Origin of the sequence: Streptomyces rubradiris (assembly GCF_016860525.1) — a bacterium.
Taxonomy (GTDB): domain Bacteria; phylum Actinomycetota; class Actinomycetes; order Streptomycetales; family Streptomycetaceae; genus Streptomyces; species Streptomyces rubradiris.
Window position 1 is genome coordinate 5,765,181 of sequence record NZ_BNEA01000015.1, and the last position, 13,525, is coordinate 5,778,705.

At 71.4% G+C, this 13,525-nt stretch carries 12 protein-coding genes; 7 read left to right on the forward strand and 5 right to left on the reverse strand.

From position 1 onward, the window contains the following. The first annotated feature begins 156 nt into the window (after nt 1-156). The 6 genes from Srubr_RS38940 (at nt 157) to Srubr_RS38965 (ending at nt 7,675) form a co-directional block, all read left to right on the forward strand. Nucleotides 157-1,743 carry a DHA2 family efflux MFS transporter permease subunit gene (locus tag Srubr_RS38940; protein WP_189996425.1) on the forward strand — a complete coding sequence of 529 codons (1,587 nt, stop codon included), beginning with the start codon at nt 157-159 and terminating at the stop codon, nt 1,741-1,743. A 277-nt stretch (nt 1,744-2,020) separates the two neighbouring features. Further along, nucleotides 2,021-2,650 carry a TetR/AcrR family transcriptional regulator gene (locus tag Srubr_RS38945; protein ID WP_189996426.1) on the forward strand — a complete coding sequence of 210 codons (630 nt, stop codon included), beginning with the start codon at nt 2,021-2,023 and terminating at the stop codon, nt 2,648-2,650. Between the two features lie 185 nt (nt 2,651-2,835). Continuing rightward, nucleotides 2,836-3,885, forward strand: coding sequence for an endonuclease/exonuclease/phosphatase family protein (locus Srubr_RS38950; protein ID WP_189996427.1), 1,050 nt, complete (start codon nt 2,836-2,838; stop codon nt 3,883-3,885). A gap of 91 nt (nt 3,886-3,976) precedes the next feature. Then, a complete protein-coding gene (locus Srubr_RS38955; protein WP_189996428.1) occupies nt 3,977-5,200 on the forward strand; it encodes an MFS transporter in 1,224 nt (407 codons plus the stop codon). A gap of 55 nt (nt 5,201-5,255) precedes the next feature. Further along, nucleotides 5,256-5,957: a bleomycin resistance protein gene (locus tag Srubr_RS38960; RefSeq protein WP_189996429.1), complete on the forward strand. Its 702-nt coding sequence runs from the start codon at nt 5,256-5,258 to the stop codon at nt 5,955-5,957. 617 nt (nt 5,958-6,574) lie between these two features. Then, the gene (locus Srubr_RS38965; protein WP_189996430.1) at nt 6,575-7,675 is read left to right on the forward strand and encodes a hypothetical protein; all 1,101 of its coding nucleotides are present in this window, start codon (nt 6,575-6,577) and stop codon (nt 7,673-7,675) included. Between the two features lie 380 nt (nt 7,676-8,055). On the opposite strand, the gene Srubr_RS38970 is transcribed toward Srubr_RS38965, so the two are convergent. Next, nucleotides 8,056-8,415 carry an ATP-binding protein gene (locus tag Srubr_RS38970; protein ID WP_189996431.1) on the reverse strand — a complete coding sequence of 120 codons (360 nt, stop codon included), beginning with the start codon at nt 8,413-8,415 and terminating at the stop codon, nt 8,056-8,058. A gap of 32 nt (nt 8,416-8,447) precedes the next feature. On the opposite strand from Srubr_RS38970, the gene Srubr_RS38975 reads away from it, so the two are divergent. Beyond that, nucleotides 8,448-8,750 carry a hypothetical protein gene (locus tag Srubr_RS38975; RefSeq protein ID WP_189996432.1) on the forward strand — a complete coding sequence of 101 codons (303 nt, stop codon included), beginning with the start codon at nt 8,448-8,450 and terminating at the stop codon, nt 8,748-8,750. A 61-nt stretch (nt 8,751-8,811) separates the two neighbouring features. Here the strand turns inward: Srubr_RS38975 and Srubr_RS38980 are convergent, their stop codons facing one another. The 4 genes from Srubr_RS38980 to Srubr_RS38995 all read right to left on the reverse strand — a co-directional run bounded on the left by Srubr_RS38980 (nt 8,812) and on the right by Srubr_RS38995 (nt 13,405). Next, nucleotides 8,812-9,780, reverse strand: coding sequence for an SGNH/GDSL hydrolase family protein (locus Srubr_RS38980; RefSeq protein WP_189996433.1), 969 nt, complete (start codon nt 9,778-9,780; stop codon nt 8,812-8,814). Between the two features lie 249 nt (nt 9,781-10,029). Further along, the gene (locus Srubr_RS38985; RefSeq protein ID WP_189996434.1) at nt 10,030-11,973 is read right to left on the reverse strand and encodes a S53 family peptidase; all 1,944 of its coding nucleotides are present in this window, start codon (nt 11,971-11,973) and stop codon (nt 10,030-10,032) included. 125 nt (nt 11,974-12,098) lie between these two features. Then, complete coding sequence (locus Srubr_RS38990) at nt 12,099-12,731, reverse strand: DUF305 domain-containing protein (protein ID WP_189996435.1); 633 nt, start codon at nt 12,729-12,731, stop codon at nt 12,099-12,101. Next, complete coding sequence (locus Srubr_RS38995; RefSeq protein WP_189996436.1) at nt 12,728-13,405, reverse strand: DUF3105 domain-containing protein; 678 nt, start codon at nt 13,403-13,405, stop codon at nt 12,728-12,730. The genes Srubr_RS38990 and Srubr_RS38995 overlap by 4 nt, the downstream gene beginning before the upstream one ends. Between the last annotated feature and the right edge of the window lie 120 nt (nt 13,406-13,525).

Here is a 13,525-nt window from a genome sequence, read left to right on the forward strand (position 1 = left end):
ATGGTGGCACCTCGTGCCGGACAGGGCCAGAGGGGGTCCCGCTGATCCCCCGGGCCGCCCGCCGCGCCCCCTTGAACCCCGTTTCCGCGTAAGAGCTTGGTAAAGAAATTTATATACGAGACGGTTCCGTATCGAAATGAACATAGGCTCGGGCGCATGACAAGTCCCGTCCCTGCCTCCCGAATACCGGAAGCCGTACACCGGCGTCGCTGGGCCATCCTCGGCGTGCTGATGCTCGCCCTGCTGATCGTCGTCCTCGACAACTCGATCCTGAACGTCGCCATCAAGACCATCGCGACCCCGGCGCCGACCGGTCTCGGCGCCACCCAGAGCGAGATCGAGTGGGCGATCAACTCCTACACCCTCGTCTTCGCCGGCCTGCTGTTCACCGCCGGACTCATCGGCGACCGGCTCGGCCGCAAGAAGGTGCTGCTCGCCGGCACCCTGGTCTTCGGCATCGGCTCCGCGCTCGCCGCCGAGTCCGGCACCCCGAACCAGCTGATCGCCTACCGCGCGGTGATGGCCCTCGGCGCCGCCTTCGTGATGCCCGCCACCCTGGCCGTCCTGATGAACGTCTTCGAGCGGCACGAGCAGCCCAAGGCCATCGGCATCTGGGCCGGCGGCGTCGGCCTCGCCATCGCCATCGGCCCGATCACCGGCGGCGCGCTGCTCGACCACTTCTGGTGGGGCTCGGTCTTCCTGATCAACGTGCCCATCGTGATCATCGCGCTGATCCTGATGGCCTGGCTGGTGCCCGACTCCCGCGACCCCAGGCCCGGCCGCCTCGACCCCATCGGCGTCGTCCTGTCCGTCGTCGGCCTCATCCTGCTGGTCTACGGCATCATCAAGGGCGGCGAGCTGGCCGACTTCACCGACCCCCAGGTGCTCGCGACCACCCTCGGCGGCATCGTCGTCCTGGCCGCCTTCGTCGTCTTCGAGAAGCGCACCGACCACCCCTCGCTGGACGTCACCTACTTCAGGAACAAGGTCTTCTCGGCCGCCATGAGCGCCATCGCGCTGGTCTTCTTCGCGCTGATGGGCGTCACGTTCTTCGGCGTCTTCTACACCCAGAGCGTGCGCGGCTACTCGGCGCTGGAGTCCGGCCTGCTGATGCTGCCGCTCGCCGTCGCCCAGCTGCTCTTCGCGCCGCGCGCGCGGCTGGTCGTCGACCGCTTCGGCAACCGGGCCACCACCACCGGCGGCCTGCTGCTGATCGCCGCGACGCTGGCCGCGTTCACCGCCTTCGACGCCGACACCCCGATCTGGGTGCTGGAGGTCGTCTTCTTCCTCATGGGCACCGGCATGGCGCACATCATGACCCCGACCTCGGTCGTGATCATGCAGGCGCTGCCCCGGGAGAAGGCCGGCTCCGCCTCCGCGCTCAGCAACACCTTCCGCCAGGTCGGCGGCGCCCTCGGCATCGCCGTCCTCGGCTCGGTCCTCGCCACCTCCTACCGCAACGGCATCGAGGGCAAGCTCGGCCCGCTGCCGCCGGACCTGCGCGACACCGCCGCGGAGTCCATCGAGGCCACCCTGGGCATCGCCGAGAAGCTCGGCCCGCGGGGCGAGGCCCTGGTCACCCCGGCCAACGACGCGTTCCTGCACGCCATGCACGTCACCGCGCTGTGCGGCACGGGCGTGGCGCTGGTCGGCGCCGTGGTGACGGCCCTGTTCCTGCCGGGCCGGACGCCCGCCGCGCCGCAGGGCGAGAAGGAGCCGGAGAGGGCCGCCGCGCTGGACTGAGGCCCGGACCCGGCGCCACGGGAGAACCGGACTACGGGACCACGGGGAACCCGGACCGGGCGCGGCGCCACGGGACCACGGGGGGAACCGGACCGGGCGCGGCGCCACGGGACCACGGGGGAACCGGACCGGGCGCGGCGCCACGGGACCGCGCGGGACACTGGATTCGGCCGCGGCGCAACAGGACCGCGCGGGACACTGGATCCGGGCGCGGTCCAACGGGGGAGGGAGGCCGCTGCGGGACAATCACCGCAGCACACCGAGAGGACGGAACGACGTGAGCCTTGCCGGCAGCCGGCCGCGACCGGACGCACCAGCGCGGGGCCGCCCGCGCAGCGAAGCCGCGGAGCGCGCCATCCTGGACGGGGTGATGAGGCTCCTGGAGGAGGGCGTGCCCCTCGCGGAGCTGTCCATCGAGCGGATCGCCCGCACCGCCGGGGTCGGCAAGGCCACCATCTACCGCCGCTGGAGCGGCAAGGAGGAACTGTTCATCGAGGTGGTCCGCGCGGCCGAGCCACCCGAGCCGGAACTCCCCGGCACCTCCATGCGCGACGATCTCCTCGTCCTGCTGGAGAACCTGCGCCAGCGCGGACTGGCCAGCCGCTCCTCGGTCCTGCTGCACAACGTGCACGTCCAGATGAAGAGCAACCCGAGGATCTGGGCCGCGTACCACGAGAACGTCATAGAGCCCCGGCGCCGGCTCGTCCTGGACGTGCTGCGCCGCGGGCAGCTCAACGGCGAACTGCGCGCGGACGTCGACGTGGACCTGGCGAACGACCTGTTCGTCGGACCGATCCTGGTCCGCTCCGTCCTGCGCCCCGAGGTCGACCTGCCGGAAGACCTGGCGCAGGAGATCGTCGACTCGGTCCTGGCCGGCCTACGGCCCGTCAGCTCCACAGCCTCGTAGCACTCGTGTGCGCGTTTCGTCACAGACCCCGCCCGCCCGGGGCCCGGCCGGAACTCCCGCCGCCGCATCACACGTCATCGTCTTCCGTACGGCCGTCACGGGACGGCGGAACAGAGCCGGTCATCCCCTAGGGTCGGGACCACGGGGGACGAACGGTGTGCACGGCAGGCAGTGAGGCAGACGGTATGGCGCAGCAGGCGTACATGACGGAGACGGCGGACGGCGGCTCGGGGCCCGAGCGACCGGGGACCCGGCTCCGACGCCTGGCGCACCGGCTGTCCACCGGCTGGCGGGGCGATCCGCGCATCTGGCACCGCGGCGCCGTGCTCACCGCGCTGGCCCTGCTGCTCGCCCTGGTGATGCTGGTGCACGCCCACATCCCGAACGCGGTGGGCAACCTCGGCAGCCTCACCGAGACCTTCCTGCCCTGGCTGGGCCTGGCCATCCCGGTGCTGCTGGTGCTCGGCGTGGTGCGCAGGTCGGCGATCGCGCTGATCGCCGTACTGCTGCCGGCGATCGTCTGGCTGAACCTCTTCGGCGGGCTGCTGACCGACAAGGCGGGCAGCGGCGGCGATCTCACGGTGGCCACCCACAACGTCAACGCCGACAACCCCGATCCGGCCGCCACCGCCACCGACGTGGCCGCGTCCGGCGCCGACGTGCTGGCCCTGGAGGAGCTGCCCGCCTCCGCCGTCCCCGTCTACGAGAAGGCGCTGGCGCCGGCGTACCGGCACCACGCGGTGGTGGGCACGGTCGGGCTGTGGAGCAAGTACCCGATGACCGACGTACGCGCCGTCGACATCAAGCTCGGCTGGAAGCGGGCGATGCGCGCCACCGTGGCGACCCCCGAGGGTCCGGTCGCGGTCTACGTCGCCCACCTGCCGTCCGTCCGGGTGAAGATCGAGGCCGGGTTCACCGCCCGGCAGCGGGACAAGAGCGCCGACGCGCTCGGCGAGGCCATCGCCGACGAGCCCCTGCGCCGGGTGGTGCTGCTGGGCGACCTCAACGGCACCATGAACGACCGCTCGCTGAACGCCGTCACCTCCCAGCTGCGCTCCACGCAGGGCGCGGCGGGCAGCGGCTTCGGGTTCAGCTGGCCGGCGTCGTTCCCGATGGCCCGCATCGACCAGATCATGGTCCGGGGCGCGGAGCCGGAGAGCAGTTGGACGCTGCCGCGCACCGACAGCGACCACTTGCCGGTGGCGGCCCGTGTGAAGCTGGACACAGGCTCGTAACCTGCCGGAATACCGACCCTGAGAGCGTTTGTTCGGCACGGGAACATACTGCGAGACTTTCCGTCCCCTCCTCCGCTCTGAAAGGTCCCTCATGCCCCTGGCCCTGCTCGCCCTAGCCGTGGGCGCCTTCGGCATCGGTACGACCGAGTTCGTGATGATGGGCCTGCTGCCCGACGTCGCGGACGACCTGCACATCTCGATCCCCTCCGCCGGGCACCTGGTCTCGGCGTACGCGCTGGGCGTCGTCATCGGCGCCCCGCTGCTGGCCGCGCTCACGGCCCGCATGTCCCGCCGTACGGTGCTGATCGCGCTGATGGCCCTGTTCGTGGCGGGCAACGCCCTGTCGGCGTTCGCCCCCGGCAACGCCTCGCTGCTGGCGGCCCGCTTCCTGAGCGGCCTGCCGCACGGCGCCTTCTTCGGGGTGGGCGCGGTGGTCGCCACGGCGATGGTCCCGCCGGAGCGCAAGGCCCGCTCGGTGTCCCTGATGTTCCTCGGCCTGACCGTCGCCAACATCGCGGGCGTCCCCGCCGCGACGCTCATGGGCCAGCACCTGGGCTGGCGGGCGACGTTCCTCGCGGTGAGCGCGATCGGTGTGGCCGCGATAGCGTCCCTGGCGCTGCTGATCCCCCGCGACCACGCCCCCGCCCCTGCGACGGGCCTGCGCGGCGAACTGGCGGCACTGCGCTCGCTGCCGGTCTGGCTGGCCCTCGGTACGACGGTGGCGGGCTTCGGCGCGCTGTTCGCGGCGTACAGCTACGTCACCCCGATGCTGACGGACACGGCGGGCTACGCGGAGACCAGCGTGACCCTGCTGCTGGCCCTGTTCGGCGTCGGCGCGACGGCGGGCAACCTGCTGGGCGGACGCCTGGCGGACCACTCCCTGCGGGCCACCCTGTTCGGCGGGCTTGCTTCCCTGATGCTGGTCCTGCTCCTGTTCCCCCTGATGATGCGGGCGGAGTGGAGCGCGGCGCTGGCGGTCGCCCTGCTGGGCATGGCGGCGTTCGTCACGGGCTCCCCGCTCCAGCTGATGGTGATGGAGAAGGCGTCGGCGGCCCCCTCCCTCGCCTCCTCGGCCAACCAGGCGGCGTTCAACCTGGCCAACGCGGGCGGCGCGTGGCTCGGCGGCCTGGCCCTCTCGGCGGGCTTCGGTACGACGTCCCCCGCGCTGGCGGGCGCGCTGCTGGCGGTGCTGGGGCTGGGCGTGGCGGGTGTGTCGTACGGAGTGGACCGTCGGCGTGCGGTGGCGCACGCGGGGCGGGTGGTGGCGGCGCACGTGCCGTCGGCCGCGGAGACGACCGGGGCGCGCAACGGGTAGTGATCCGCGGGATTCGCCCTTCCTCTGGCTATTCAAGTTTGATTAGGTTGCGGGCATGGGTGAAAAGACCGTTCCGATCCTGCCGTGCCGCACCATCCAGCCCGTCCTCGACTTCTACGGCGCCCTCGGGTTCGAGGTCACCTTCCAGCAGAAGAGCCCCAACCCGTACGCGGTCGTGGCGCGCGGCGGCATCCAGCTCCACTTCTTCGGGATGAAGGGGTACGAACCGGCCGAGTCGTACAGCACGTGCTACATCGAGACCGATGACGTGGACGGCCTGCACGAGACCTTCCGGGCCGGCCTCAAGGCGGCGTACGGCAGAGTCCCGATCCGCGGGCTGCCGCGCTTAGGGGCGTTGAAGGACACGTCGCACGGTGTACGGCAGTTCCTCATGACCGATCCGGGCGGCAACTGCCTGCGGATCGGCCAGCGGACGAGCCAGGACCCCCACCACCGGCCCGCGCCCAAGGAGACCTTCCTCCGCGCTCTGCATCATGCCGCCCTCCTCGCGGACTCCAGGGACGACCCGGAGGGCGCGGCGAAGATCATCGACCGGGTGCTGCGCATGGAGGACGAGCGGCCCACTCCCGTGCAGTTGCTCCGCCTTCTCGTGCTGCGCGCGGATGTCGCCGGGCGCCTCGGTGACGAGGAGACGGCGGCGTCCGCGCGCGCGAAGGCGGCCGCGGTCCGCCTGACGGCGGGGGAGCGTGAGTCGGTACGCGATGACCTGGAGCGTCTTGAGGAGCTACGGGGCTGACCTGGGCCGGTGGGCTTGGTCTGTGTCCTCTGGGGACGAAGTGGCCGTTGGGCCGCTCGCTTCTTGGTCAGTGTCGGGCTTCCACGAGGCGAGTCAAGGGCGCGTTCCGCGTCGGCTGCGCCGATGGGCCTGCGGCCCACCCTTGACACACCTCGCTCCAGCCCGGGTGAGAAGCGAGCGAGCGGCCCGAAGGAACAGTGGCCCAGCCCGGTACCGGACCCATGGGCGACCTACGAGGCCCCGTCGGCAGGGTCACGCGCTCGCGCCTCGCCTGCACGCCGGGGCGGCAAAGCGGCTACCGGCCCGGTGGCGGGTGCGCGTCCTCGCCTCGCCTGCACGCCGGGCGGGCTCAGCGGCTTGCGGCCCGGTGGCGGGTGCGCGTCCTCGCCTCGCCTGCACGCCGGCTCGGCTTGGCGGCTGTCCGTGAGGGGGGAGGGAAGGGGCTGAAAGGGGCTGATTCGTGGGATCGGCGGGTGGTGGCGGGCAGGGACCCTGTCTCTGGACCAGTCATTCCAAAACAACCCATCGGCCGGGCTCGCTGTCAGTGCTCTGTGCCATGATGCGGTCGCGTCCCAGGGGAGTGGGCGCGGGTCTGCTGATTGCCAGGGGGTTGGGGGATGGGCGTGGGTACGGGGCCGGACGGCTCGTCCAGGTCCGACGAGGAGTGGGAACGGTTTCTGCGCGAGTCGGTGGCGGGCGCCGCCGACGCGCCCAAGGAGCCGTCGGCGCGGGCCCGCGAGGTGGCAAAGCGGTTGCGCACGGCCCCCGCCCGGGGCCCGGAGGGCTGGCGCGGCTACACGCCCGCGCGACCCAAGCGGCGCACGGGCTGGTACGTGGTCGGATTGCTGGCCTTGCTGACACTGCTTGTGGTGGCGCTCGCGCCGGGGCGGACGGTGGACCTGTTCGCCGGCGACGACCGTGACTCCGCGCCGTTGGCGGCCGAGACCGTCCGCCCGACCCAGGCTCCCCCGGCGGAGGCGGACCAACGCCCCACCGCGCAGGAGCCGTTCCGCGGTTCGCCGGCGGCGCGCTGGGCGAGTGGGGCGGCCGGGATCACCGTGCCGAAGGCCAGGGCGGTCGGCTGGATGAGCGCGGCACAGGTCGAGCGGGCCCTCGCCCGCAGCCGGGACTTCCTCGTTGCGTCGAGCCTGGACCGCGGGGTGCTGCGGGGCGAGCGCCCGGAGAAGGCGATCGCGCTGATCAATCCGCACCAGCGGGACGTCCAAGACTTCCTGAAGACCGCTTTCCGGACCCCGGGCGAGGAGAGCGACCCGCTGCTCCTCTTCAGCCGCTTCAGGCCCTCCCAGGCCCGTCTGGTCGGCAGCGTCGTGAAGACCCGGGGCCGGCTCACGTTCCAGGAGGGCGAGCGCGGCGCGCTCCAGGTGACCGCCGACGTGACCTTCGTCTACCCGGTCACCCGCGCGGACGCGGGCGGCGACGACGAGATCGTGCGCACGATCATCCGGCGCGAGCTGGTCATGAGTTGGGACGACCCGGACAAGGTGATCACCGAGCCGGGCACGTTCTCGATCGTCTCGTACAAATACACCATGACCAACGGCGGCTGCGGCGCCCCCACGGGCTACTTCACCCCGCCCTTCGGCGCGGACCGCCGGGCGGACGAGGCCGACAGGGAGATCGACCCGTACGACCGCAGCGGCCCGGTCGGACGGGGCGGGTCGGCCGGCGACGAGTGCGCGAGGGCGACACGATCGTAGAGCGGTCGCGGCCTGGTGACCCGCATGGTGAGGCGTCCCCGCTGCTGCCGTGGCGGCGAGAGGGGTGGGCGGGTTGGTTATGGACAGGTATTCCAAAACAACCCACCTGGTGTAGTGGGCGGCACCCCGGTTGCCTCGGCCGCCAACGGAGTCCGAAGGCGCCCCTGCGGCCCGTGCGCCCGGCCGTCAGACGCCCAACCGCCCCGCAGTGCATGCGGGCGCGACCGCGTACCACCCACCGGGCCGCAAGCCGCTGAGCCCGCCCGGCGTGCCGGCGAGGCGCGGGCGCGCATCCCCGACCCAGGATGCGAACGCAGCCGACGGCAGGGGCCAAAGGAGCTGAGCCGGCCACTTTCCCGGGCTGCCCCACGGCAACCTCTTCAACTCCTCAGCTCACACCACACCGTCTTGCAGTCGGGCCCCTGCACCACGCCCCAGCACTCGGCCAAGGCAACTACGAGCGCCAGACCCCGCCCCGACTCCTCCGACTCCGTGGCTGCGAGAAGCACGGGCAACGCACGCGGATCAGGATCGGTCACCTCGATCCGGGTACGGCCGCAATGGGGCGCCGTACCGATGACACGTACGGTCACCGGCGTACCGTCGCCCAAGTGGTCGATGACGTTGGTCAGCAACTCGGTCGCGCACAGATGCACGTCGTAACCGTGCTCCCGCAACTGGTGCCGCAGGTCCGGCGCGGCCTTAGGTGTCGCCAGCGTGTGGAACTCCATCGGCGTCATCGCTCGGCCGCCGCCTTCCGCAATATGTCACGGTGTCGCCGTGCCGCACACTGGCGGAGGCGGCCCAGCGCTGTGGGCGGGAGTTGTTCGAACTGGCCCGGCGCCACGGGTTCCCCGAACCGGAAGCCTCCTCCGGCGGTACGGAGTCCTACTCCTGGCGCGAGATCGCCGCATGGCTGACCCGCGCTGGACACGTCGTACCCGAAGAACCCCGAGACCTGCTCGTCGCCGACCGTGCTCTGCGCCTCGCCGACGTGCTTGAAGGGGCTGACGAGCCGCCGGGTGTGCTGCGTGCCCTCGGGCTGCCGGTCGACCAGGGCCTGCGGGCGTACTGAGGAACGCGAACCGGCCCCCGTCGGTGCCGGAGGCCGGTTTGTCGGCTGGGAGCCGGGCGGCTCAGCTGATGGCGTTCAGCATCGCCTGTTCCACGTGGTCGGCGGCGTTGCGGTGGCCGAGGGCGTTGGGGTGTACGAAGGACATCTGGTAGGGGAGGGTGACGAAGCCTTCCACCCACTTGCTGTCGTCGCAGACGCTGTGGCCCTGGGAGGAGGCGTAGAGGTCGATGTAGCGGGCCGCTTCCTGTGTGCCGGTCGAGTTCGCGATGGCCTTGTTGAGGGGTTCCAGGACGTCATGGCGCAGCCAGGCCAGGTCGCCCGGGGTGATCGTGCCGAACTGCGTCAGCTCGCCGAAGCGGCAGGCGGAGGTGTCCTTGGGGACGACCGTGGGATAGCCGACGGTCAGGATCTTCGCGTGCGGGGCGCGCCGGTGGAGGTCGGCGAGCATCCGGTCGTAGTCCTGGCGCACCTTCTTCAGCCGGGCCGGGACGCCGGCGGCCATGGCCTCCTTGCACGGGGTGCCCTTGCCGCCGCTTTCGCTGCCCAGCTCCGAGCACTTGACGAGGAATTCGGCGAAGCCGAGGGTGTTTCCGCCCGCGCCGACGGTGATGACGTCGGTACCGGAGTTCACCGCCTCGGACTGAGCGCGCACCCGGGGGAAGGGATAGTCCGGGTCCTCCGAAAAGGGCGGCAGGTGACGGCCGATCGGGGGCTGGGCCGTGTCGGTGACGTCCTCGATGGTGGCGGCGCCGCAGCTGACGTTGGTCAGATCGAAGAGACCGCCGAGGTCCCGGTCGATGACCTGGGGGTAGGACCGGTCGGTGCGCTCGCAGCCGTCGCGCGGGACTTCGAAGGTGTCGCCCGCGGCCCGGATCACCCCGGCGGTGTAGGAGTCACCCAGGGCAACCCACTGGTAGTTGTCGGCCGCGGCGGCGGGTCGGGCCCCGGCGAACTGTGCGGGGACGAGAGCGCCGGCGGCGAGGGCGGCGGCCGAGCCGAGCAGGGCCAGACGAGTGCGCAAGCGTGCCACGAATCCTCCATGGATACGGTGTCGGCGGTGCTTCGACCCTAAAGTGACGCTTGCGGAGCGCAAGAGATCCACTGCGGTCAGTAACCAAATGTTGGTGGAATACGTCTGTGTGGGGGACCTGGCTTCGCACTGGATGATCCCGGCCCGAAAGCACGTACGTGATGGCTGTCTTGTTCTCGGCCATCACATCGGCGCGCAACACGAAGGGGGCGTGAGGCCGAACCCCACGCCCCCGACCGGTCTACACGCCTATCGCTTGCGGAACGACTGCACGTACCCGTTCGCCGGTGACCCGACGCCCGTCACGTCGTCGTAGCCCTTGACCGCCGACAGGGAGCTGTCGTGGCCGAGGGTGCGAGCCGAGTACAGCAGGCCGCCCGTCGCGTCGAGGCCGTTGGCGAAGTCGACGCGGGCCACCGCGAGGCCGGAGCCCGTGGGGTTGTCCGTGACGTCGTGGTAGACGCCCTTCTTGCCGTACTTGGCGTAGATCGCGGGGTTGGCGAAGCCGAGGGGCTTGCCGCCGCCGGCCTCCTGGGCCAGGGCCTGGACCGCCGCGATGACCGGCGCCGCCAGAGACGTGCCGCCGATGCGGTACTCGTCGTACCGCTCCGTGCCGTCAGGGAAGGTCTGCGTCTGGCCGACCAGGAACCCGGTGTTGGGGTCGGCGATCGCCGCGATGTCCGGGACCACCCGGTTGCCGGCGGCGTTGTGCGCCTTGGCCAGGGAGTCGGGGACCACGCCCTTCTGGTAGTACGGCTGCGGCACCGTCCTGCTCGTTCCCCCGCCCGCACCGGAGGTGAACGTGCCGGGGAAGCCCTCCCAGCTCTTGCCGTCGGCCGACAGCGAGGACTTCTCGGTGCCCCAGCCGGTCTCCCACAGGTACGTGTCGCCCTTGCCGACCGCCAGCGACGTACCGCCGACCGCCGTCACCCACGCCGAGTTCGCCGGGGTGTCGACCTGCTTCGTACCGGTGTTGGCCACCTCGTCGCCGTTGTCGCCGGAGGAGAAGTAGAAGCCGATGCCCTGCACCGCGCCCAGCTGGAAGACCTGGTCGTACGCGGCGGCCAGGTCCGGCGTCTGGTTGGCCTCGATGTCGCCCCAGGAGTTGGAGACGATGTCGGCCAGGTGGTTGTCGACGATCTTGCCGAGGGAGTCCAGCAGGTCGTCGTCGTAGCAGGAGGCCGCGCCGACATACGTCACCTCGGCGTTCGGTGCCACCGCGTGTGCCGCCTCGATGTCGAGGGTCTCCTCGCCGTACCAGCCGGCCGCGCCGCACTCCTCGGTCCTGGTGTAGTTCTTCGGGAGGACCTGGTGCAACTGGCCGGTCTTCCAGGGCGCGTCGCCGTTCTTCACGGCGTACCGCGCGGCGTCGTAGGCGATCGTCGGCGAGGCGTACGCGTCCGTGATCGCGATGCGCACCCCGCGCCCGGTGTACGTGCCCGCCCCGTACGCGGCCCGCAGCTGCCTGCCGGTGTAGCCCTTGACCGCGTACGGGATCTTCCCGCCGTACGCGTCCGGGAGGGTCGTCGCGAGCTTCGAGCCGTAGTAGGAGGAGAACGGGCCCGAGTTCTTGAACACCGCGTCCGGCGGCGGGAGTTGGTCGGCGTGGCGTGCCTTGTGCGGGGCGTTGTCCAGGCCGGTGACCGTGAGGACGGCGCCCTTGAGGGAGGCGGGCGCGGAGGGCGTCGCGGCCGGGGCGCGGTAGGTCTTCGCGCCCTTGGCGTAGTCGTGCAGCTGGGTGCCGAAGGCCCGCTCGGCGGCGGCCACGTCACCGGAGACGGCGACGTAGCGCGGGGTGACCTCGGTGACGGTCAGCCCGGCCGACGTCAGCCAGGACTTCACGGCGGCCACCTGGGCCTTGGTGGCGCCGAAGCGGGCCTGGGTCTGCTTCGCGCTCAGGTACTTGCCGTGGAGCGGGGAGGCGGGGTCGGACACCGCCTTCGCGTAGGCGGCGAGGCCGGACGCGTCCCGGCCGGCCAGGTAGACGCGGGCCTTCACCCGGGCGCCGTCCGGGGTCGCGCCCTTGTCCGCCTCGGCCGTGGCCCACAGCGGCTTGGTGCCCTTCAGTACGGCGCGTGCGGGGCCGTCGGCGGCGTGGGCCGCGGGTATGCCCAGCGCCAGCGCGCCGGCGATCAGCGGCAGCGTCGCCGCCATGCTCACACCGGCGCGCACGGTGGCGCGGTCGGATCTCATAGAACCCCCTGCGATGCGGTTCACCTGCGTGTAGTGGCTGGTGGGGCCACTCTCGCGATGAACCGTTCATGCCAGGGGAACGGGCGGGTCAAAAGACGATCAAGTGGGGGGCTTCGTGCCTCGCGTCACGAACGCGGGTGTGCGCCACGCTCCTTGAGCATCCCCGCCATCAGCTCGATCTCCGACTGCTGCGCGTCCACCATGCCCTGCGCGAGCCGCTTCTCCGCCCCGACCGCGCACTTGTCCGCGCAGCCCTCGGCCATGTGCATGCCGCCCTTGTGATGGTCCGTCATCAACTGGAGGTAGAAGACCTCCGCCTGCTTGCCGTCGAGCGACTGAAGCTTCTTCAGCTCGGTGTTGGTGGCCATCCCCGGCATCAGCGCGCCGTCCTCGCCGGGAGGCATGCCGCGCATGCCCATCCACGTCATCGGCGGGTCGGCCGACACCTTCGGCAGCCCCCACAGGTCCAGCCAGCCCAGCAGCATCCCGCGCTGGTTGGCCTGCGTCTGCGCGATGTCGTACGCGAGCCGCCGCACCTCCTCGTCCTCGGTGCGGTCCCGCACGATGTACGACATCTCCACCGCCTGCTGGTGGTGGACGGCCATGTCCCGCGCGAAGCCCGCGTCGGCCGACTTCGCGTCCGGCGTCCGCGTCGCAGGGTCGCCGCCGTCCTGGGCGACCGCGTAGGTGATCGCGCCGGCCGCGACGAGCACCGCCGCCGCCGTCCCGGCGACCCACCCGAGGGAACGCCCGCTCACTTCATGACCCCGCCGGTGCACGAGGCGCCCGGCTCGGGCGTCTGGTCACCCTGCACGTACTTCTCGAAGAACTTGCCCACTTCCGGGTCCTTCGCGCTCTTGACCGCCACCTGATGGCCCCACGCCGACAGCAGCAGCGGGGCGTCCTGGTTCTCGTACGGGCTGATCATCGAGTACGGCGTGCTCTTCACCTTCGCCGCGAGCGCGTCCACGTCCGCCTTGGGCGCCTTGGCGGTGTACGTCACCCAGACCGCGCCGTGCTCCAGCGAGTGCACGGCGTTCTCCTCCGGCACCGGCGCGGTGTACACGTCACCGTTGCAGTTCAGCCAGACCGGGTTGTGGTCGCCGCCGACCGGCGGGTGCATCGGGTAGGACACCTTGGTCGTCACATGGTTGCGGCCCAGCTTGCCCGACCAGGTCCGCACCCCGTCCTTGCCGGTGGTGAAGCTTCCGGAGTCGCCGGAGCCCTTGGCGTCACCGCTCGCGGTGGAGTCCTTGTCGTCCGACTGCGCGTTCACGAGCACCACGCCGCCGACGGCGAGACCGGCGACGACCACCACGCTCGCGGCGATGGCGAGGACGCGGTTGCGGCGGTCCCGGGCACGCTCGGCGCGCCGCATCTCGTCTATGCGCGCCTTGCGCGCGGCGGTGCTGCTGTTGTTGCCGGAGCCCATGAGACGTGTCCTTCGCGAGAGGAATGGGTGGGGACGGTGGGGCTCGCTGATCGTAATGCGGGAAGGGCCGACATCCGTAGGGATCGCACGGCGGCACGGATGATTTGGCGCCAGGATGCG